Here is a 21,210-nt window from a genome sequence, read left to right on the forward strand (position 1 = left end):
CAGCATCATTTCCTCTTTTCCATCTCATCTGCATCTTTGTGTCCACCGCAAATTCCTTATCTTATCGACGATTAGGAAAGGATGTTGCCCATGAGCGAACCGTGGCATCTTATTTTGGACAAGCTTGAAACCATGCAGCAGGAAATGGCGGAAATGAAAGAGCACATGGCCACCAAGCAGGAGCTCGAAGACATCAAAGCCAATATGGCCACCAAACAGGAGCTCGAAGACATCAAGGCCAATATGGCCACCAAACAGGAGCTCGAAGACATCAAGGCCAATATGGCCACCAAACAGGAGCTCGAAGACATCAAGGCCAATATGGCCACCAAACAGGAGCTCGAAGACATCAAAGCCAATATGGCCACCAAGCAGGAGCTTGAGGACATGAAAGCGAATATGGCGACGAAAGCGGAGTTGAATGAACTTAAAGCCGACATGGCAAAGGGATTTGCCGCCGTTCATCAAGCCATTCGGGAAATCGATGCGATCGTCAAACGGCTTGAGCAAAATCAAGAGCAACAAATGCAACTATTGCTGCGCCAAGAGCGGATCATCGACATGTTATGCCGGAGATCGCTTGAACATGAAGCGGCGATCGCTGATCTCCGTCTGGCAATCAAAAGCTAATATACACCTCGTTGCCGCTTTCGCTCCCCGCGGCGTTGCGCATTGATCTATGCTTCCCGATACGGAAAAAGGCATTTTTCATTCCGGCCATTTCCGTTTTCGTACGAAATGTGTTATACTTACTGTTATGCGGATCACCAATTGAAGGGGGATGGGGATGCTGTACCCATATAACGGAAAACGTCCGAATGTTCACGAAACCGCATTCATTGCCCCGGGAGCCTATTTGATTGGAGACGTCACCGTTGGGCCGGAATCGACCATTTGGTTCAACGCCGTGCTGCGCGGCGATGAAGGGCCGATTACGATCGGCGCCCGAACGAGCATTCAAGACAATACGACCTGCCATTTGTACGAAGGATCGCCGCTCGTTGTGGAAGACGAAGTGACGGTTGGGCATAATGTGATCCTTCACGGTTGCACGATCCGCCGGCGCTCGATCATCGGCATGGGGGCGACGATTTTGGACGGAGCCGAAATCGGTGAAGAATGCATCATCGGCGCCAACACGTTGATTCCGTCCGGCAAAAAGATTCCGCCCCGCTCGCTCGTCATCGGCTCCCCTGGAAAAGTGGTGCGCGAGCTGACGGATAAAGACCTTGAGCTCATCCAGCTGTCGATTGATACATACGTGCAAAAAGGAAAAGAGTATCGCGAACAGCTGGGGCATCATCGGCCGTAGCGCCTTCCACATCGTCGACGGCCAAAACGGAAAAAGAGCCAGCCGAAAGGGCATGGCTCTTTCTTTGCGCTTCCGATCACGTCGGGCGCAACTAGAAGCGCATGACTTTTTCTATCGCATGCAACACGCGCGCCGGCGTTGGCAAATAGTCGTCTTCATAGGCGAAAAACGGCACAGGAACGTCAAACCCCGTCACCCGTTTAACCGGTGCATGTTGGTAGAAAAACGATGTATCATTGATGATGGCGAGAATGTCATTAGCCAGCCCGCCGGTCGCATGCGCTTCTTGGACAATGACGGCTCTCCCTGTCTTTTGCACAGACTCGGCAATCATGTCTTTATCGAGCGGGTAAAGGGTGCACAAGTCAATGACATCGGCATCAATCCCTTTTTTCTCCGCTTCTTCCGCCGCCTTCATGGCGACCGGCACCATGGCTCCCCAGGCAATGACGGTCACATCGTCCCCTTCGCGCCGTTTTTTGCCTTTGCCGATTTCAATCGTATATTTTCCTTCCGGAACGTCTTCGCGGAACGCGCGGTAGCTGCGCATCGGTTCGAGGAACAAAACAGGGTCCGGATCTTCAATCGCGGCAATGAGCAGCCCCTTGGCGTCATACGGCGACGCGGGGCAGACGACTTTGATCCCTGGCATATGGGTAAACAGCGCTTCCGTGCTGTCGGAATGAATTTCCGGGGCTCGCACGCCCGCGCCGTACGGGGCGCGAATGACCAACGGAACGGCAAAATGTCCTCTCGTCCGCGCCCGCATGCGCGCCGCGTGGGTCATAATTTGTTCATACGCCGGATAGATGAAACCTAAAAACTGGATTTCGACGACAGGACGGAATCCACCAAGCGCCATTCCGATCGCGGCTCCCGTAAATCCCGCCTCGCTTAACGGGGTGTCGATCACCCTCTCCTCGCCAAATTCCTCAAGCAATCCTTCGGTGGCGCGAAACACCCCGCCATTTTTCCCAATGTCCTCTCCAAGCACGATGACATCTTCACGCTCTTTTAGCATGATGCGAAGCGCGTCATTAACCGCTTGCACAAGCGTAAGCGATTTCGTCCCCACCTCGGTGATCATCTTGCCATCCCCCGCTTCCACTGAAGATACGCTTCTTTCTGCTCCGCGATCGTCCATGTCGGTTGCGCGAACACAAAGTCAAACATGTCCGACGCATCCGCCTTTGGATAACGTTCCATTTCGGCCACTGCCTGCTCAATTTCCGCGTCCACTTCTGCTTGCACTTGATTCGCCCACTCTTCATCCCACCAGCCTTCCCGCTGCATGAACCGCTCAACTCGCTTGATCGGATCGGTCGTTTCGCGCCGTTTTTGGCTTTCCTCCTGGTCGCGGTATCTGGACGGGTCATCGGACGTCGTATGCGCGCCGTAACGCCATGTCACCGCTTCGATTAACGTCGGCCCTCCTCCGTTTCTCGCCCGTTCAAGCGCCTCAGCTGTGTGGAAATAGACGGCAAACACGTCATTCCCATCGATGCGAAGACCGGGAATGTCGTACGCCAGCGCCTTTTGGGCAATCGTTTTCGTCTTCATCTGGCGGGTGATCGGAACAGAGATCGCATATTGGTTGTTTTGGTTGAAAAAGACGACAGGCGCGTTGAAAACGCTCGCGAAATTCAATCCCTCATGGAAATCCCCTTCTGATGTCGCCCCATCGCCGAAGTACACAATGACCGCATTGTTCGTCCCCTTCCACTTTTCCGCGCACGCCGCCCCTGCCGCCTGGGGAAGCTGCGTGGCGATCGGGACGCTCGGCGGTACAATCTTTTTTCCTTCAGGAGGGACGCATCCTTCCGTCCGCCCTTTCCAGTACAAAAGGGTTGTCGTTAACGAACGGCCGAACGTCATCATCGCTCCATGGTCGCGATAAGTAGGAAACATCCAATCGCCATCGCGGAGGGCAAGCGCGCTTCCGACTTGACACGCCTCTTGCCCTTCGTACGGCACATACGTCCCGATGCGCCCTTGCCGCTGTAGGCTGACACATTTTCGATCAAACGTTCGCGTTCGAATGAGATGACGGTACATCGTCATCGTTAACGGTTTTGTGATTCGTTCACGATACTCGGGCTGCACGATCGTTCCTTCTTCATTCAATACTTGCACGATAGGGAAGTTGAGTTCCATACCATTCCTCCTCATCGCATGGTTGACAACATCAACTCAATACCGCGCGGTCGCTTGCGAGCTGTTCCCCGCGAATCCGCCGAAATTCCGCCAGCAGCTTTTCCACTGTCAAGCGTTTCTTTTCCTTCTCATCGACTTCCAAAATGATCTGCCCTTTATCCATCATGATGAGGCGGTTTCCTAAATTGATGGCTTGCTGCATGTTATGGGTGACCATCAAGGTCGTCAATCGGTAGCGCTCGACAATCTCTTTTGTTAAGTTGGTGATCAATTCCGCTCTCGCTGGGTCGAGCGCCGCTGTATGCTCATCTAAAAGCAAAATGGACGGTTCGGTGAAGGTCGCCATCAGCAAAGACAACGCCTGCCGCTCCCCGCCGGAAAGCAGGCCGACTTTCGCCTGAAGGCGATCCTCCAACCCGAGATGAAGGGTCGCGAGCAGCTCACGAAACTCATCGCGCCGTTTTTTCGTCACCCCGCGGCGGAGCGTACGCGTTTGATTGCGCGCATACGCCAACGCCAAATTCTCCTCAATCGTCATGTTCGGCGCCGTTCCCGCCATCGGATCTTGAAACACTCTCCCGATATAGCGGGAGCGGACATATTCCGGCATCATGGTGACATCTTGACCGTCAATCCAAATCGTTCCTTCATCGGGAAACAGCACTCCTGAAATCAAATTCATCAAAGTCGATTTTCCCGCGCCATTGCTGCCGATAATGGTGACAAAGTCCCCTTTTTGCAGCGAAAGATCAACGTTTTGGAGCGCGATCTTTTCGTCAGGCGTCCCCTCATGGAATACTTTATAAATCCCGTTTAACTGCAACATCCGCCCCACCCTTTCCGACAGCGGCCGCCGTTGCCGCCTCGGCTTGGTTCCGCCTTTTTGCTTCTTTGTGTTTTTTCTCTTGTTGTTGGCGAACAAGCTGTGGAACAACAAGCGCCAAAATGACCATACATGCCGTGATCAGCTTCACATCCCCCGTTTCGAGAAATTGGACGCGCAAGGCGAGGCTCACGACAATGCGGTACATGATCGCCCCGCCGATCACAGCAAGCGTGGCCCGCGCGATCGTTTTCGTTCCCAATACGGCTTCACCGATAATGACAGAAGCGAGACCGATAATAATCATGCCGATTCCCATCCCGACATCGGCGAACGCGCCGTACTGGGCAACAAGCGCCCCCGAGAACGCGACCATGGCATTGGAAAGGCCCAACCCTAAGACAATGAGCAAATTCGTGTTCGCCGACAGGCTGCGAATCATGCGCGGATTATCACCCGTCGCCCGAATCGCAAGCCCCATTTCCGTCTGTAAAAACCAGTCTGTGAACCATTTAAACAAAAGAGCAAGCAACGTCATCGACAAGAGAATTCCCCACGTTTTTGCCGCGGCCGGGTCAAATCCGAGCGTTGTTCCCCATTGTTGAATGGTTGTAAAGACGGTCTTTTGATTTAAAAGCGGCACGTTCGAGCGCCCCATGATGCGAAGATTGATGGAATAGAGCGCAATCATCATTAAAATGCCCGACAAAAGCGGATTGACCTTCCCTGCTGTATGAAGAAGCCCGGTCATACAACCGGCAGCGAATCCAACGAAAAGAGCCAGACACGTTGCCACAAACGGATTAACCCCGTTGACAATCAACGTCGCCGCCACCGCGGCCCCTGTCACAAAGCTCCCGTCCACGGTTAAATCAGGGAAATCCAAAACACGAAACGACAAATAGACTCCCAGCGCCATAATGGCATAGATCAGTCCTGATTCCACTGCTCCTGTGATGGCCGTCAACAACAGCGCTCATCCTTTCATTCCATGTATTCCGCCATTTGATCCCACTCCGGCTTCAGTTTGATCCCTTGTTTTTCCGCCGCTTGTTTGTTGATCACGAGCTTCAGCTTTTTCGGATATTCCGGTTTGATCTCGGACGGCTTGGCTTCCCCTTTTAAAATGGCGGCCGCCATTTGCCCGGCTTGATAGCCGATGTCGTAGTAATCAAAGCCATACGCCGCAAAACAGCCGCGTTTTAACGAATCGAGCTCCCCTGTAAAAACCGGAATATTGTTCTCGTTGGCAACGCTGACAACGGATTCAATGGCGGATACAACGGTGTTGTCGGTCACGATGTAAAAGACATCGGCTTTGCCCACTAACGATTCTGCGGCCTGCTTCACCTCTGCTGTTGTCGACACCGACGCTTCCACGAACTTCAAATCCGTCTGCTTCGCCGCTTCCTTCACTTTTTCGATTTGCGCCAACGAATTTTGTTCACCGGCGTTGTAAATGAGCCCGACGGTTTTGGCATCCGTCTGCTCATCGATGAATTGAATCATCTTGCGAATGGCATCGGGATGGCTGTCCGTTGTTCCCGTAATGTTTTCCCCCGCCTTGTCCATCGATGGAACTAAACCAGCGCCGACCGGATCGGTCACGGATGTAAACACAATCGGAATGTCTTTCGTCGCGTTGAGCGCGCTTTGGGCGCTTGGCGTCGAGTTGGCAAAAATGAGGTCAACCCCGTCTGACACAAAGTTGTTCGCGATCGTTTGGCTGTTGTTCATGTCGCCTTGGGCATTTTGAATATTGTACCGAACGTTTTTCCCTTCTTGAAAACCTTCGTCTTCGAGCGCCTTTTTAAATCCATTGAAGGCAGCATCCAGCGACGGATGCTGGATAATTTGTGTGACGCCAATGGTGACCGTTTTTTTCTCCTTCCCTTCTTCTTTCCCACCATCGGTCGCCGCCTTTTCCCCTCCACCGCAGCCAGAGAGCATGAGAGCTCCGAACAAAACCGGAATGGCGAATCGTGCCACGATATATTTCATGATCCTTCTCCCCTCGCAACTTCTTCTATTTGAAAGATAAGATGATTGTTTATTTTCAGATAAATTGTTTCATATGAATACACTTTAATGGCGAACATCCCACTTCGGCCGCTTTTGGTGTGTAAAGAAATGATTGCGGCGTTTGCGCTTCTCGAGCCGCTCTTCGCAAAACCGATCGGCCGCCTCGACCGTCGTTATTCCTTCCGATTCGGCCCGCGCATAAATGGCGAGCAGTGTATCGTAAATCGCTTTCGTTTTCGCCAGCACCCGCTCTTTGTTCGCTCCGTAAAGTTCATCGGCCACTTGAATGAGCCCGCCGGCGTTGACGATGTAATCAGGGGCGTACACGATGCCTTTTTCGTTCAACATGCGGGCGTGGCATTTGTCTGCCAGTTGATTGTTCGCCGAGCCGACGACCGCCCTCACCCGCAGCTCGGCGATCGTGTCATCGTTGATGACGCCGCCAAATGCACATGGGACGAACACATCGGCTTCGGCGCGATAAATGTCCGTTCCGCTCACCGGTTTGACGGACGCCCCGATTCGTTTGCCGTGCGTCACGACCTCCTCGACGGCCGCTTCGTTCAAATCGCACACGTACAAGTCCGCTCCTTCTTCGAGCAAACGAAGCGCCACTTTTTTTCCAACTTTTCCGAGCCCTTGCACTGCATACGTTTTGCCGTGCAAGTGCCGGTTGCCGAACACCACTTGATTCGTCGCCTGAATGCCGTACACGACGCCCTCGGCCGTCGGCACGGATGAGTCGCCGCTTCCGCCGTACGCTTCCGGAACGCCGACGATGCAATTCGTCTCTTTCAGGGCGTGAACAAAGTCGTCCGGCGTCGTTCCCATATCGGTGCCCGTATAAAACCGGCCGCCTAATGACTCGACAAACTGGCCGAACGCGCGAAACAGTTCCGGCGATTTGTCTTTGCGCGGGTCGCCGATGATCACCGCTTTGCCGCCGCCAAAATCGACATCCGCGGCCAGGCATTTATACGTCATCCCTTTCGACAGCCGAAGCGCATCGGCGAGCGCCTCTTCCGTCGTCGCATATGGATGCATCCGGCAGCCGCCGAGCGCCGGCCCAAGCGCGGTGCTATGAATGGCGATGATCGCCCTTAGGCCGGTCGCTTCATCGTGACAAAACACGACCTGTTCATGTTCACGCATTTGCAAAAACAAATCCAATCCTTGCGACATGTTCGGCGATAGCATGACATTCATCGCTTCCCCTCTCCTTCGCTTTACCGCTTGAAAGCGTTTTCAAGTTAATATAACAAAAAATATTGTTACGTTATAAAAACGTTATACTATTTTTATAGTAACGATGTTGATGATGAGTGTCAACCCTCTGCCAAATGATTTTTCATCGTCAAAAAAAGACGCCGTTTGACAGGCGTCTTTCGTACATCAACGAAACAGTTCGGACAATGATTGCCACTGCGTTTTCGCTTCCGTCATCATTTGTTCAAACAGCTCCGCCACCGTCGGCACGTCGTCGATCAAACCGGCGATCTGCCCGGCATTGATGAATCCCTCATCGAAATCACCGGATAGAGCCCCGCGGCGATGCCGATCCTCGGATGTATATTGTTGAAACTGCTCAGGCGACATGCCTTGCCGTTCATACTCGAGCAGCTTCTCGGCATACGGCGTGCGCATGACGCGGCGGATGCGCCCGACCGAGCGGCCGACAATGACCGTTTCATTTTCCTTTGCCTCAATGAGCCGCCGTTTATACGCTTCATGAAACGGCGCTTCTTTCGTGGCCACAAGCCTTGTGCCTAGTTGCACTCCTTGGGCGCCAAGGGCGAGCGCGGCAAGCAGCCCCCGTCCATCGCCAATGCCGCCCGCGGCGATGACGGGAATGCGGACGGCACGCGCAACTTGCGGAATGAGCGTCATCGTCGTCAACTCAAGCGGCGAGTTGATGCCCGCTGCTTCATACCCCTCGGCGACGACGACATCCGCTCCAGCTGCTTCCGCTTTTTTCGCTTGGCTGACCGAGGCGACGACTACGATCACCTTGATGCCATGTTCCGCAAAACGCGGAATCCATGGCGCTGGGTTGCCGGCGGAAAGGGAAACGACCGACACTTGATGTTGAATGACAAGCTCGGCGATCTCCGTGGCGTGCGGCGTCACCTGCAGCGGAATGTTCACGGCAAACGGGCGACTCGTGCGCCGCTTCGTTTCGACGATCAGCGCCTCCACCTCATCGGGCGGCATCGTGCCCGCGCCGATCGTCCCAAGCCCCCCTGCTTCGGATACGGCGCTTGCCAGCTCGGCGTTGCTGATGTTGCCCATCCCCCCTTGAATGATCGGATAACGAAGATCGAGCAAACGGCAAACATTATTCATTATATTCACACTCCGCAAAAAATACGTTATATATAAATCTTGACACTCCACACGGCTAAAGCCGTGGGATTCTTGGGTCGTTCGCGTCCTCATCCATTTCTGGTTCAGACAACGCCCAAGTTCAGGGGTGTGTCATCACCCCGTCCCATCGGGTTAAGATGTACCCCAATGGGCGGCGCACCTGTGACCAGTGCGCTAGGTTAGGCGGCGAAGCCCGAAATCGCTTTGGCGATGTTGATCGCGCCATTCAAGTCGGCGTGGATGGTGTATCCGCACTTTTGGCATTGGAAGTGGGTGCCGTTTCGGTTCGCTTTCTCCCGATGCCCGCATCGGCATGTTTGACTGGTGTAGGTCGGATTCACCCACTCCACCCGAATGCCTGCCATTTCCGCCTTATAGGCAATCATCGTTTGCAGTTGATGGAACGCCCATGAATGAAGACTTCGTCCCGCTTCTTTGGCCGAAGCGGCTCGTTTCCAAATCCCCGCCAAATCTTCCATCCGAATCACGCCAACACCGTTGGCAAGGGCAAAACGGACGATTTGACGGCTGATTTTATGGTTCATATCCTTCATCCAGCGGGACTCTTTATCGCCGATTTTGCGAATCATATGGAGCTTCTTCGCTTTTCCTAATCTCCTTCGCAAAGCCGCGTATCGCCGGCGTATGAAGGCGCATGGATTCCCTTTGAAGAATAAAGATTTGGTTCCGACACTAGCAACAGCGATATATCTTAGCCCTAGATCAATTCCCATTACTTTTGTTTCTTTCCGTCGTTTGACTTCAAACGTGATGGGAATGGCGACGTACCATTTCTTTTTCTTTTTATAGAGTACAGCTGTTCCTTGTTTTGCCGTTCCGTTCATGATTCGATCAAGCCATGTTTGTTGATAGGGACGCACGACAACGGGTACGCCTATTTTTTTCTCCAATGTTGGAAAAGCAACCGTGTAGAAATCTCCTTTCTTTTCTTATTAAAGCAACACCACCGTTTTTGAAACGTCTTTGCCTTCTGATTTTTCTTTTGGGACTTTACTTCTCGAATCGTCTGATTCACGATAGCAGAAGGAAACTTTTGTGGCGAAAAGTCTTTGAATATCTTGCTCGTTGCTTTGTTTCATTCAGGATGATGCCATAGCCAATTCGCAAATTCTGTGTTCCATTCGGTCATTCGCTCGTACATTTCCTGTTTGGCTTTCGTTGGTTTGTGCAGTTCCAGCCTGAGTGTGATTATCGGCATGGATTCACCCCCTTTTCTTTTGAGATTCCACATAGCGTTTTATTGTTTCACTTGATACATTCCCTGCTGTGCTAACGAAGAAAGAGCGTGTCCAAAGACTTGGCAAATGAGACAAGTGTTTAAATTCTTGTCTTAATCGTCTGGAAGTCACTCCTTTCACTCTTGCCATAATATCTGATGGAGAATCAGAAGGGAGACAATTCAAGAACAAATGGCAATGATCAGGCATCACTTCCATAGCAAGGATGACCCAATCATTCTCTTGGCAAATTTCTTCTACTAACTGCTTGAATCGCTCTTCCACTCTGCCTACTAACACTTTTCTTCGATAACGTGGACAGAAAACAAAATGATAGTTAATTAAAGATACAGTTGTTTTCGTTCTTCGATATTGTTGTTCCATATTATTAATTTTATCAGTTTAATGGTTATACTGCAACATCCAAATGGTTGCTCTAAACAATCCCATTAAGGGATTGCCGAGTAATGCCGTCTTTCATCCCACGATTGAAACCGTGGGCTTTCAGACTGCTTTTTCTGTAAATAAAAAAAGCACGTAACCTTTTTTGATTGGTTAGGTGCTTCTCGTCAACAAATTCTTAATCATTTCACGAGTGTTGATTATCCAAAATTATACATACGCCTTCCATAAATTTGGGCATACTCAAACAAAGCAGCGGCCATCCCGGATTTCCAATCGAGAGGAAGCTGCCCAGAGAAAAAACGGCGAACGAACGAAATGAAGGAAAGAGAGACGTTCGTCTGTTTTTTGGTTTGATCATACAGCCATCGCAGCAACACATACGCGATGAACGCCGCAAACAGTTGGTTGTATACCGCATTTTCCGTCGTGCCAAACAAGGTCGGGACATTCAGATATTGCTTCACCCAACGGAAAAAGACCTCAACAGTCCAACGTTGTTGGTACATGTCGGCAATGGTTTCCGCAGACGCATGGAAGAGGTTCGTCACGACCCGAATGTCGCGGCCATTCGCATCTCGAAAGATCACCACCCGGTGACGCTTGGTGGAGCGGCATTGTTTCGTCCCCAACTGGCACGTGAAGTCGGCTTGAACCGATGAGGATGTGCTGGAAAGGCGTTTCAAGCTTTTTTTCTGATGAAGTTCGATGTTGTCCTTCATCCGAATGACAAAGAGCTGATGCTGCTCCACAAATCGATCGAGGCGTTCGATTTTGAAATACGCCCGGTCTTCCACCAGCACTTGTTGAGCGTTCGTCAACTGTTCTCCCACCGGGCCATCATGACGCAGTCCGATGGTTTCCACCACGTCTGCCGGCAACGAGGATTCCGGCGAATACGCGACGTGCAGCTTCACTCCGGCGCGTTCGCCGTGATACGGCGCCCATGGCAGGCGGTTTTTCCCGACCGTGACGGTCGTCGAATCCACCACCCGAAGCGGTTTGGGAAACCGAAGCGAACGGCGGGTTTGGCGGTTGCACTTGGAAATGATCAACGCCAACAAGCGTTTCATGATGTCATAGGGAACTTCTTTCGCTTTCTTGGATACAGTTGAATAATGGAATCGCGGCAATCCATACAGAGGCCCCACATCGGCTCCGTGGCGAAAGCTTTTCCATTGATGCATGGCGGCCAGCAGGAAGAAGTGAATCAACTCGCGCAACGTAAAGGTTCGAGACGAATCACGATACCCAACCGCTTCGGCAATCAGTTGAATCTCTTCATCCGAAACAAGTTTTTGCATCAAATTCGGGAGTGTGGTATGCTTGTTCATAGAGAGCACCTCCTGGGTTTGTTTGTGTCGCTACTCACATTCTACAGGAAAGGTGCTCTTTTTTCTATACCCTTTGGATTTTATTGGATAATCAACACGCCTGTAATCATTTGATATTTTTCCTCTACTTTGTTCCTCAGCTCTTCTTCTCCGATATACTCATCGTCATCCTCTCTATGAAGAGGGTTAGGCTCATACCAACCGCACGCTTCCGAAATATCATCAAACGCGTCGATGTACTTTTCGTCTAAATCTCCATCATCGAAATAAGATGCATATATAGCAGGAAAATCATAAGAAAATTGCTCTGGCGACAAATTTCCTTCAAGATAATCTTCGATGCACCGCAACAAATCATTCATCGATTTCCCTCCAATCTTTTTTTGGTTTCTTTCTATATAGATGCAACGAAGAAGTTTAACATATCCTTGACGGAAAAGCGGTTTGCCCATTTTCGACTGACGGAGGCAAGCCACAGGCTTGCCTCCGTCACGCCAAGGCGTGACGGAAGACCGAACAACCGCCTGCTTCACAGACCCATATATGGGTCTGGAAGCGGCGTTGTTCGGTCGCCCGACAGTCGATCAAATACTCGGGAAAAACTACAAATGGTAAAGCTTCAAATTGCATCTATATAGTAACAATACTAACAATCTCGCCAGTATCATTAGCTTGTATGACAGCAATACCGTCTTTAAAATACACCGTTTTGTTCCCTTCTGCCTGATGATATTTTTTACCTGTCTCGAGTACATCCAAGACATTTTCATTTGTAAAGTCTCTTTTTCCTTTTCCTTGTTTTTGGCCCAAAGCTCGGTTAACTGCATGTTCTCTAAATATAAATCCTCTTTCTTTAAAGTATCCAAACGTTTTGTTCATTTTTTGAAGATATTGTGCTGAATAAACATTAGGATCCTTTACCTCTAGCTTATGACCTCTGATATGCTTATTATACCACTCTTCATACGAACGGAATCCACCAATCCATTCATCGACTGGCGTTTCTCACCTTTCGTGTATTCCGATTCATCAAAATACGGAATCGTCGTCGTTCGGCAGCGTACATGAAATGGCGGCGCATTCGTTCCTGGCTTGTAATCTTTCACGTTATAAACCTTGCCGTCTTGGTATCTACAAATATCTGATGTTCGCATATCGAGCGTGGCCAAAATCTCGTACTTCTCCATTCCTGCGTCGCGATAGCTGTTTTGTGCAGCCAAATTGTGAAAGAAACTCGCTTCTGTCCTAACCAGCGCTTCAGCGCGCGAATATGCCACGTCCGTTACTTTCACAATTTCTTTTGCCGTCCGATCGATAGAACGACCAATGATAAAGCTTTGTTCGAGCGACTTTCGAATTTGTTTCATTGTTTCTTGCTCATGTCCCCAAATTCGCTCGGAAAATTCTTTGCCACTCCAGTTATACGACATCACTTCACGCATCGTGCTATCATCGAGTATTTGAACATTTGCAGGTATACCAGCCATCGCAAAATCGTACATAAAGTGATAGTACGAGTTTTGGTACACATCGACCAATCCGGTGTAGGTGTACTCTTGCAAGCCATTTTTGCCGCCGTATAAATGCAGCATCGTCATTTCAATTTGCGCTAAGAGCAATTCTAATCGCGAAATTCGGACGCGATAGCTGATTGCGTTCAATAGATTTTCGTATTGCGGATTCCGTTCGAGAGCCATCGCACGAAAACGAGCAAGGTCAATTTCTTTAAACGCTTCTATATAGATGCAACGAGAGCGTTTAACATATCCTTGACGGAAAAGTGGCTTGTCCATTTTTGACTGTCGAAGGCAAGCCACAGGCTTGCCTCCGTCACGCCTTAGCGTGACGGAAGACCGAACAACGCCCCGCTTCACAGACCCATACATGGGTCTGGAAGCGGCGTTGTTCGGTCACCTGACAGTCGATCCAATGACCGGTAAAAGCTATAAATGTTAAAGCTTTAAATTGCATCTATATATTTCTTGCGACGTTAGTAGCCTTCTTGCCTCATGTAGCGAAATCTGATTATCTCTCGCATATCGAGCGTAAAAGGCTTCAATCTGCTTCAAAATATCGCGCTGTGCTTCTTTGAGCCGTTGCTTCATCTGTGCCAAATATTTCTCGACAATCAGATGCACTTCCTGTTCTCTTTGCGTCGCGCGTTGTTCCCAATACTGCCGGCTATTCATTTACGTTCCCATCTTTCTGTTGTTGCTGGAACGCTCCTTGATAGCCGTTATACATTTGCTCTTGTTCCTGTTGTTTTTTCAGTCGTTCTTCCACTTGCTCTGTGTACCACGGATGGTTTTCACGAATTGTTCGGTCATCGAGAATACCAACCGACGCCTGACAGTTGGCGATGACTTCAGACTCGTTAATGATGATGTCACGATTGAAGATGATTGAAATCGGCTCATTCGTGAAATCGCCCTTCCCAGTCATAAGCAAATATTGGTCGATGAACCAAATCAATTGCTCGAGGCTGGATTGAAACTCGGTTTCGAGAATATTGCAGTCCATATCCAAATCCGAGTATCGGTATCGCAGCGCCACGCCACTTGCGTTGCCTAAGTTTTCATCTTGCGTATCGACACCGCGTCCAAACTCATAGATGGCTTTTCGAATGCGCAATAATTCTTTTTCCACCGCATCCGTCTGTAAATCGGCTTGTAGCTTGTCTACATCGCCATCCGTGTCCAGCTTCACCGCCCGATATCGGTTCAAATCATTTAAAAATTCTTGCAGGTCTGTTCCTCCGTAATTCACAAGCTTGTAGATGAAATTCGGAATATCGGCAAGTAAATCCGCGTTCACAGACGCTTGCAAGTTATAATCGTCAACCAACGACTTGATACAATCGATGAGTGGCTGTTCTTCTTCGTTGTACTTAAACGCAATTAACGGCATGCGCTCCCACAAATACGGCTTCTCGTTAATAGTGAAATGATAGTTCGTTTCTACTCCAGCGAGGACGTCCGGAACGAGCGAATCAGCTTGCAGGACGTAATATTTAATCCCTTTCGGATGATGGTACTCAACCTTTTTTTGTTTTTGCTTTTGCGTGTTCGTGTACACCACTTCTTCATACACGCGAATAAACGACACAATTTCTTCATGGTCGTTATCTTTCCAGAACGGAATAATTTGTTCGCTCGGAATTTTTTTAAACGACAGCTCGCCTTTTTCGTCAATGTACACATACAAAAAAGCGATTCCTTTATTGATCGCTTCTTTGCCGAGATTTTTAATTACTTTTAACAAACGCTTATCAAACATATCTTGCATGATTTTTCGATATTCTTCGTTTTCTGTCGCAATGGTCGGCTCCTTTGAAAGCAAATAGCCAACCTTTTGATTGACGAGCTTCTTCACAAAATCATGAGCCAACTTTTGATTCGAACGCCACGTAATGTCTTGCTGCTTCTTTTCGATGTCCATCTTGGTGCGATAATATCGATCACCTAGCAACATGAGATTGCGCTTTTCACTGCTTTCCCAGTCTTTAACCACAGCCACCAAAAGCTGTTCGTCTGTCATGATTCCTTTCGATAATTCTGAAAGCACTTGCTCATGCCACGGTGCGCGAAATAAATCTTCTATTAGCACGCGATCACCTCCCTTATTTCAAAATGGATACCGATGGACGTTTCATATCATCTTCAAACGCATAGCGAGTGGCATCGATTGTATGGTTATTTTTATCCTCCAGCTTCGGCTTCGGATTCCCGTCTGCATCCACTTGATAATCAATCGATTCAAATTCTCTCGCAATATTCGGCGTACGCTTCGGGTCGATGACGATCGCCTCTAAATCATCAAGCCATTTCTCACCGTATTCCACGCTCCCAGGTCCTTTCTTTGCCCCTTTAATTCGTGGGATACCGTGTTCCTTTTTCATCTCATCCACCGATTTCGGTTCTGCACTATCGGCAATAATCGGTTCAAGATGATAGTTTTTCGCTTTAATTTTTTCAGCTACTTCACGATTCGATAACTTCACACCATAGATTTCATCGATGGCATAAATGATTCGCCGTGTTTTGTCATAATGCCAACGCACAAACGCAAACGGATCCACACCATATCCCCAGTCAATGCCTTGACGGATATTATCGAATTGTTTCATTTCGTCATCTGTAATCGTTCGGAATACTAAATTATCGAACGGCACCACACCACTCCCAATCGGCTCGCCAAGATATTCATGACGATACTTCATTTCATTTGTTCGTTTCGTATGCTCAGCTTCTTCAATGAAGTCTTTCGATAAAAATGGGTTGTCCAAATACGTCGAATGATGAACGAACGTGTTTTCAGGAAGAAATTGCGTTTCGTACTTTTGGTTGACCCACGACTGTCTTCGTTTTGGCGGATTGTAGCTGTAAAAAAACGTGTACCGTAACCCATCTGGAAGCTCTCCGCGCAGCACGGACTTTTCGATGACGGACACTTCTTCTTCTGTTTTGAACTCGGCTAACTCCTCAATCCACATAATCGCTAGTGGGAATTTTGATGCTTTAATCGACTTCATTTTTTGTGGGTCATCGGCGCCTCGGAATAGAATTCGATTCCCTCTAGGCAAGTACGTAATCCGCATCGGATTGACCGTAATCTGAAAATACTCGGTCACACCCAATATCTCCATCGCTTCTTTCAGCTGTTCCAACACCGAATCTGCGAGCGTGTTCCCGACCCTCCGAACAACCAGAGCTGTCACCGGATACCGCATCACCAACAACAATACCATCATCGCAATATGTGTAGACTTAGCGCTGGCACGGCCACCTTTCAACACGTAACGCAAATAACGCTGTTCTTTTACCAGTGCCCACACTTTTTGAAATGTCGGTGTAAACACTTCAGAAAGCCTAATCTTCTTCATCTATCCCACCAACGTCGTCGATGATTTGCACACCAAAATTTGCGTCGACTTGTTGTCGCTCTGTCCACATTGCGAAGCGTTTGCCAAGCAAATCAAGTGCTCGAATTTTATCAGCAAGCCGAATTTCTCGTTCAATTCCCTGGCCATTTTCTGTCGGGATTATTTTCACCCTTACACTAGCGATGGCTGCCATATCATCGACCGTAGCATCTTCACGTATCGTGGCGTCTTCCATGTTGATTAAGTCAGGAGCGTTTACAAAAGCGATCCGAGCCAACTCACGCAAAATACGCTCTTGATTAACTCCTGTCCGCCTCGATAACTCCGCCATCCGTTCGTCTATATACGCGCGAACCTTAGCATTTTTTAACAATCGTGAAGCTTGCTCAGCAGCTGACCTCGGACTATATCCAGCACGAATGGCAGCTTGAGTAGCATTCAGATCAATCAAATACTCGTCCGCGAAACGTTTTTGTTTTTCATTTAATTTACTCATCTACCTCCCTCACTTTCTTCGAATCGCCCCGCGCACTCGCTTGTACGTGTCGCGTCGAACGCCCATAATGTCGAGCCAGTTGTTTTCTGCAAAGAAAAAATACAGAGTTTTGCAAGGAAAAGTGCAGAGAATGACAACTTGACATGGAGCCTCTGGGGGCGTGATTAAAAAGCCAGGAAGCCAGCAATATCAAGGGCTGGCTATGCCTAAAAAGGCTATCACGCCCCCCACTCCATGTCAAGTTGGCCTAAGCCAAATTCTCTGCAGATCTCTGCATTTTTATTTTGCAATAAACACAGCTTGTCAAGTGATAAAGACAGGACATGGAGATCGGAAATTCTTTATTACAACCTATATAGATTGAATTCGGCTACGATGAACAAAACGCCGAAGCCATTGCATGGAAGCAACAAAAAACCAACCTCCCCTAAACAAGGAGAGGCTGGTTTGCATTTCACCCTGACCACCTTAATCGTGAAAATTCGTCCCGTCCGTCACTTCTTTGACGATGCCAACGCGGATGACAAAATCGCCGAAATGTTCGCCGTCAAGCCGCTCTTTCGCATAGCGGGACAAGAGAACGCGCAGTTCGCGCAAAATTTCTTCTTCACCGATGTTTTCGCGGTACAGCTTGCCAAGGCGCGTGCCGTTGAACGCGGCGCCAAGGTACATGTTGTATTTGCCGACCGCTTTGCCGACAAAGGCGATCTCGGCGAGGACGTGGCGGGCGCAGCCGTTCGGACAGCCGGTCATGCGGATCGTGATTTCGTCATCGCGCAAGCCGTTTTCATCGATCATTTCCTCGATTTTATCGAGCAGTTTCGGCAAGTACCGCTCGGCTTCCGCCATCGCCAAGCCGCATGTCGGCAGCGCCACACAGGCGAGCGCGTTGCGGCGCAAGGCGGTGTACCGCCGGCCGTCGGTTAGGCCGTATTCGGCGATGAGCGCCTCGATTTCCAGTTTTTTCTCGCTCGTAACATTGGCGATCATTAAGTTTTGATTCGCCGTCAACCGGAAATCGCCGGTATGGACTTTGGCGATTTCGCGCAGACCGGTCATCAGTTTGTAATCGTCATAGTCTTTGACACGGCCGCCTTCGACAAAGAGTGTGAAATGCCATGTGCCATTGACGCCTTCGACCCAGCCGTAGCGGTCGCCGGTATGCTCGAAATGGTACGGGCGCGCTTCACCAAGCTTCCAGCCGAGGCGGCGCTCCAACTCCTCTTTGACCGTCTCAAGGCCGAGCCGGTCGACCGTGTATTTGAAGCGGGCGTGTTTGCGTGACGAGCGGTTGCCGTAGTCGCGCTGGATCGTCATGATTTTTTCCGCCACTTCAACGACTTGGTCCGGCTTGCAGAAACCGATCACTTTCGCCAGTTGCGGATACGTCGTTTTATCCCCATGGGTCATCCCCATGCCGCCGCCGATGGCGACATTAAATCCGGCGAGTTTGCCGTCCTCGACAATGGCGATCAACCCGATATCTTGCGAGAACACATCGACATCGTTGGACGGCGGAACAGCGATGCCGATTTTAAACTTCCGCGGCAAATACGTCGGACCGTAAATCGGCTCTTCTTCTCCGTCGACTTGCGGTGTGCCGGCGACTTTTTCATCATCAAGCCAAATTTCATAGTACGCCCGCGTCCGCGGCAACAAATGATCGCTGATCAGCTTCGCCCATTCGTACACTTCCGCGTGCACTTCCGACTCGTACGGATTCGGGTTGCACATGACGTTCCGGTTGACGTCGCCGCAGGCGGCGAGCGTTGTCATCAGCACGCCGTTGATGGCTTGCATCGTTTTTTTCACGTTCCATTTCAAGACGCCGTGCAATTGAAACGCTTGGCGCGTCGTCAGTTTCAACGTGCCGTTGGCGTATTTGCGGGCGAGTTCATCCATGACGAGCCACTGCTCCGGCGTCGCCACCCCGCCCGGCGTGCGGACGCGGATCATAAACTGATACGCCGGCTCAAGCTTTTGTTTTTGCCGCTCGGTGCGCACGTCGCGGTCGTCTTGCAAATAGCTGCCGTGGAACTTCATCAGCCGGTTGTCATCATCTGGAATGCCCGCGCTGAGCGGGTCTTCCATCGTTTCGGCGAGCGTGCCGCGCAAGTAACGGCTTTCCTGCTTGATGCGTTCAACATCGCTTGGCGGTCCGTCCGGCGCTTTTAACTCGACTTTCGCCATTTTGGTCCCCACTCCTTTGGATGATTAGTAGACATCGCGTTGGTATCGTTTTTGCTTTTGCATCTCAGCGACATACGCTTCCGCCTGTTCGCGGCTCATACCGCCTTCTTTTTCGATGATGTCGATCAACGTCTGATGGACGTCGCGCGCCATGTGTTGCTTGTCGCCGCACACATAGACGACAGCGCCCTCTTCCAGCCAGCCGAACAGTTCTTTGCTTCGTTCTTGCATCCGGTGCTGGACATATACTTTTCTTTCCGTATCGCGCGAGAAGGCGACATCCATTCGGGTCAGCACGCCGCTTTTCAGCCATGCGAGCCATTCCGTTTGATACAGGAAATCGGTCATAAAATGTTGGTCGCCGAAAAAGAGCCACGATTTTCCGTTGGCGCCCGTCGCTTCGCGCTCTTGCATAAAGGCACGGAACGGCGCCACCCCGGTGCCCGGTCCGATCATGATGATCGGCGTATCGGGGTCTTTCGGCAGCTTGAAGTTCGGGTTCGGCTGAACAAAGACCGGCAATGTGTCACCGATTTGGATGCGCTCCGCACAGAACGTCGAGCACACCCCTTTGCGCAGGCGGCCGTGCGATTCGTAGCGGACGGCGCCGATCGTCAAATGCACTTCATCCGGATAGGCCGCCAAGCTGCTTGCGATTGAGTACAGGCGCGGCGGCATTTTCCGCAAAATCGAGATGATTTGCTGCGGCGCGGCGTCCCACGGGCCAAAGTCGCGCAGCGCATCCAACAAATCGCGGCCTTTGGCGTATTCTTTCAGCTTCGCCTCATTGCCAGGCGCGACAAGCTCTTGAAGCGCGCTGTTTTTTGATAACGGCGCCAGCTTTTGCAACAGCGCTTTTGTCAAGACCGTGATTTCAAAGTGCGAGGTGAGCGCCTCTTTGAGCGACCGCACTTCTCCATCCTTGTCGATCGTCACCGTTTCTCCCGGATTCCACTTCATTTCTTGAATGACGAGATCGACAAGCTCCGGATCGTTTTTCGGGAAAATGCCAAGCGCATCGCCAGGCTCATACTTCAAGCCCGACCCTTCAAGCGACAATTCGAGATGGCGCGTTTCTTTGTTCGAACCGCGGCCATTTAAGTTGATGTTTTCAAGCACCTCGGCCGGAAACGGGTTTTTCCGCGAATACACGGCGACCGGTTCCGCTTTCGGAGCTGCGGCAATAGCCGACAAGAGCGGAGCTGCCCCGGCGTTGGCATTCGCTTCTTTGCTTAACTCGCCAAGCACGCCATCGAGCCATTTCTCCGCTGCTTCTTCGTAATCGACATCGCAGTCAACCCGCGGATAAAACCGCGTTCCGCCTAACTCCTCAAGACGCTTGTCAAAATCTTTCCCCGTCTGGCAAAAATGTTCATACGACGTATCGCCGAGCGCCAAGACGGAGAAGCGAAGATGATTCAGCTTTGGCGCCCGTTTGCTGTGAAGAAATTCGTAAAACGACACGGCGTTGTCCGGGGGATCGCCTTCTCCGTGCGTGCTCACAACAACGAGCAGCGTTTCGACTTTCTTTAGTTCATTCGGCTTGAAATCAAGCATGGACAACACTTTCGCTTCGAAACCGCGCTCCTTGAGCGCTTTGCCGGCTTTCTCAGCCAGCTTTTGTGCATTGCCGGTTTGCGAGCCGTACAATACCGTCACTTCTTTCGAAACCGGTTTGCTGCTTCCAGCAAACAGCGCCGGCGCTTCGGCATCCAAAACGGCAACCGCCGCCTCAGCCGCGGCCAAATACCCGCTCAGCCAAAGCTTTTGCGCCGGCGTCAACGTCGGCAACAAACGGTTCAAAAGCTTAATCTGCTCCTCGGTAAACGGACTGTTGGTTACTTGCAGCTGCAACGATGCCCACCTCACAATATAAAATAAAATGGAACGATTGGCGTTGCTTGAGCCGTAATCATTGGGCGGACGCCAAATTCCATTATTCCTATAAGGCAAGTATACTTTATCCAGGGTATCATATTTACACTTTACCGCA

At 50.4% G+C, this 21,210-nt stretch carries 20 protein-coding genes and 1 pseudogene; 2 read left to right on the plus strand and 19 right to left on the minus strand.

Annotation, left to right across the window (positions count from 1 at the left end):
* The first annotated feature begins 90 nt into the window (after positions 1-90).
* Together LG52_RS08270 and LG52_RS08275 are read left to right on the plus strand one after the other, a co-directional pair.
* Positions 91-630 carry a hypothetical protein gene (locus LG52_RS08270; protein ID WP_044731566.1) on the plus strand — a complete coding sequence of 180 codons (540 nt, stop codon included), beginning with the start codon at positions 91-93 and terminating at the stop codon, positions 628-630.
* Positions 631-787: 157 nt separating this feature from the next.
* Positions 788-1,312: a gamma carbonic anhydrase family protein gene (locus LG52_RS08275; RefSeq protein WP_044731567.1), complete on the plus strand. Its 525-nt coding sequence runs from the start codon at positions 788-790 to the stop codon at positions 1,310-1,312.
* 91 nt (positions 1,313-1,403) lie between these two features.
* Here the strand turns inward: LG52_RS08275 and LG52_RS08280 are convergent, their stop codons facing one another.
* From LG52_RS08280 to LG52_RS08360, 19 genes and pseudogenes are all read right to left on the minus strand, one after another.
* Positions 1,404-2,399: an alpha-ketoacid dehydrogenase subunit beta gene (locus LG52_RS08280; protein WP_044731568.1), complete on the minus strand. Its 996-nt coding sequence runs from the start codon at positions 2,397-2,399 to the stop codon at positions 1,404-1,406.
* The gene (gene pdhA / locus LG52_RS08285; protein ID WP_044731569.1) at positions 2,396-3,466 is read right to left on the minus strand and encodes a pyruvate dehydrogenase (acetyl-transferring) E1 component subunit alpha; all 1,071 of its coding nucleotides are present in this window, start codon (positions 3,464-3,466) and stop codon (positions 2,396-2,398) included. Before pdhA ends, LG52_RS08280 begins: the two co-directional genes overlap by 4 nt.
* 31 nt (positions 3,467-3,497) lie before the next feature.
* Positions 3,498-4,292 carry an ABC transporter ATP-binding protein gene (locus LG52_RS08290; RefSeq protein WP_044731570.1) on the minus strand — a complete coding sequence of 265 codons (795 nt, stop codon included), beginning with the start codon at positions 4,290-4,292 and terminating at the stop codon, positions 3,498-3,500.
* Positions 4,267-5,259, minus strand: coding sequence for an ABC transporter permease (locus tag LG52_RS08295; protein ID WP_044731571.1), 993 nt, complete (start codon positions 5,257-5,259; stop codon positions 4,267-4,269). Before LG52_RS08295 ends, LG52_RS08290 begins: the two co-directional genes overlap by 26 nt.
* A 14-nt stretch (positions 5,260-5,273) precedes the next feature.
* Complete coding sequence (locus LG52_RS08300) at positions 5,274-6,290, minus strand: ABC transporter substrate-binding protein (protein ID WP_044731572.1); 1,017 nt, start codon at positions 6,288-6,290, stop codon at positions 5,274-5,276.
* A gap of 84 nt (positions 6,291-6,374) precedes the next feature.
* Positions 6,375-7,517 (minus strand): Glu/Leu/Phe/Val dehydrogenase dimerization domain-containing protein, encoded by a 1,143-nt coding sequence (locus tag LG52_RS08305; protein WP_044731573.1) that lies wholly within the window; start codon positions 7,515-7,517, stop codon positions 6,375-6,377.
* A gap of 186 nt (positions 7,518-7,703) precedes the next feature.
* Entirely contained in the window at positions 7,704-8,747 is a 1,044-nt protein-coding gene (locus LG52_RS08310; protein WP_269430063.1) for an NAD(P)H-dependent flavin oxidoreductase, read from the minus strand.
* 107 nt (positions 8,748-8,854) lie between these two features.
* A pseudogene (locus LG52_RS08315) lies at positions 8,855-9,894 on the minus strand (RNA-guided endonuclease TnpB family protein).
* A 4-nt stretch (positions 9,895-9,898) separates the two neighbouring features.
* Positions 9,899-10,297, minus strand: coding sequence for an IS200/IS605 family transposase (tnpA, locus tag LG52_RS18950; RefSeq protein WP_075261904.1), 399 nt, complete (start codon positions 10,295-10,297; stop codon positions 9,899-9,901).
* 218 nt (positions 10,298-10,515) lie between these two features.
* Positions 10,516-11,649, minus strand: coding sequence for an IS4-like element IS5377 family transposase (locus LG52_RS08320; RefSeq protein WP_015375695.1), 1,134 nt, complete (start codon positions 11,647-11,649; stop codon positions 10,516-10,518).
* An 80-nt stretch (positions 11,650-11,729) separates the two neighbouring features.
* A complete protein-coding gene (locus LG52_RS08325) occupies positions 11,730-12,011 on the minus strand; it encodes a hypothetical protein (RefSeq protein ID WP_044733165.1) in 282 nt (93 codons plus the stop codon).
* Between the two features lie 268 nt (positions 12,012-12,279).
* Positions 12,280-12,528, minus strand: a complete 249-nt coding sequence (locus LG52_RS20155; protein ID WP_197071955.1) for a hypothetical protein — start codon at positions 12,526-12,528, stop codon at positions 12,280-12,282.
* Positions 12,529-12,572: 44 nt separating this feature from the next.
* A complete protein-coding gene (locus LG52_RS08330) occupies positions 12,573-13,466 on the minus strand; it encodes a minor capsid protein (protein ID WP_231584440.1) in 894 nt (297 codons plus the stop codon).
* Positions 13,467-13,601: 135 nt separating this feature from the next.
* A complete protein-coding gene (locus LG52_RS08335) occupies positions 13,602-13,838 on the minus strand; it encodes a hypothetical protein (protein WP_044731575.1) in 237 nt (78 codons plus the stop codon).
* Positions 13,831-15,255: a phage portal protein gene (locus LG52_RS08340; RefSeq protein WP_044731576.1), complete on the minus strand. Its 1,425-nt coding sequence runs from the start codon at positions 15,253-15,255 to the stop codon at positions 13,831-13,833. Before LG52_RS08340 ends, LG52_RS08335 begins: the two co-directional genes overlap by 8 nt.
* A 13-nt stretch (positions 15,256-15,268) precedes the next feature.
* Entirely contained in the window at positions 15,269-16,531 is a 1,263-nt protein-coding gene (locus tag LG52_RS08345; RefSeq protein ID WP_044731577.1) for a PBSX family phage terminase large subunit, read from the minus strand.
* A complete protein-coding gene (locus tag LG52_RS08350; protein ID WP_044731578.1) occupies positions 16,518-17,027 on the minus strand; it encodes a terminase small subunit in 510 nt (169 codons plus the stop codon). The genes LG52_RS08345 and LG52_RS08350 overlap by 14 nt, the downstream gene beginning before the upstream one ends.
* A 468-nt stretch (positions 17,028-17,495) precedes the next feature.
* Positions 17,496-19,217: an assimilatory sulfite reductase (NADPH) hemoprotein subunit gene (cysI, locus tag LG52_RS08355; RefSeq protein ID WP_044731579.1), complete on the minus strand. Its 1,722-nt coding sequence runs from the start codon at positions 19,215-19,217 to the stop codon at positions 17,496-17,498.
* Between the two features lie 24 nt (positions 19,218-19,241).
* Positions 19,242-21,071, minus strand: a complete 1,830-nt coding sequence (locus LG52_RS08360) for an assimilatory sulfite reductase (NADPH) flavoprotein subunit (protein WP_044731580.1) — start codon at positions 21,069-21,071, stop codon at positions 19,242-19,244.
* Positions 21,072-21,210: the final 139 nt, after the last annotated feature.

This window comes from Geobacillus kaustophilus, assembly GCF_000948285.1.
Classification (GTDB): Bacteria; Bacillota; Bacilli; order Bacillales; family Anoxybacillaceae; genus Geobacillus; species Geobacillus thermoleovorans_A.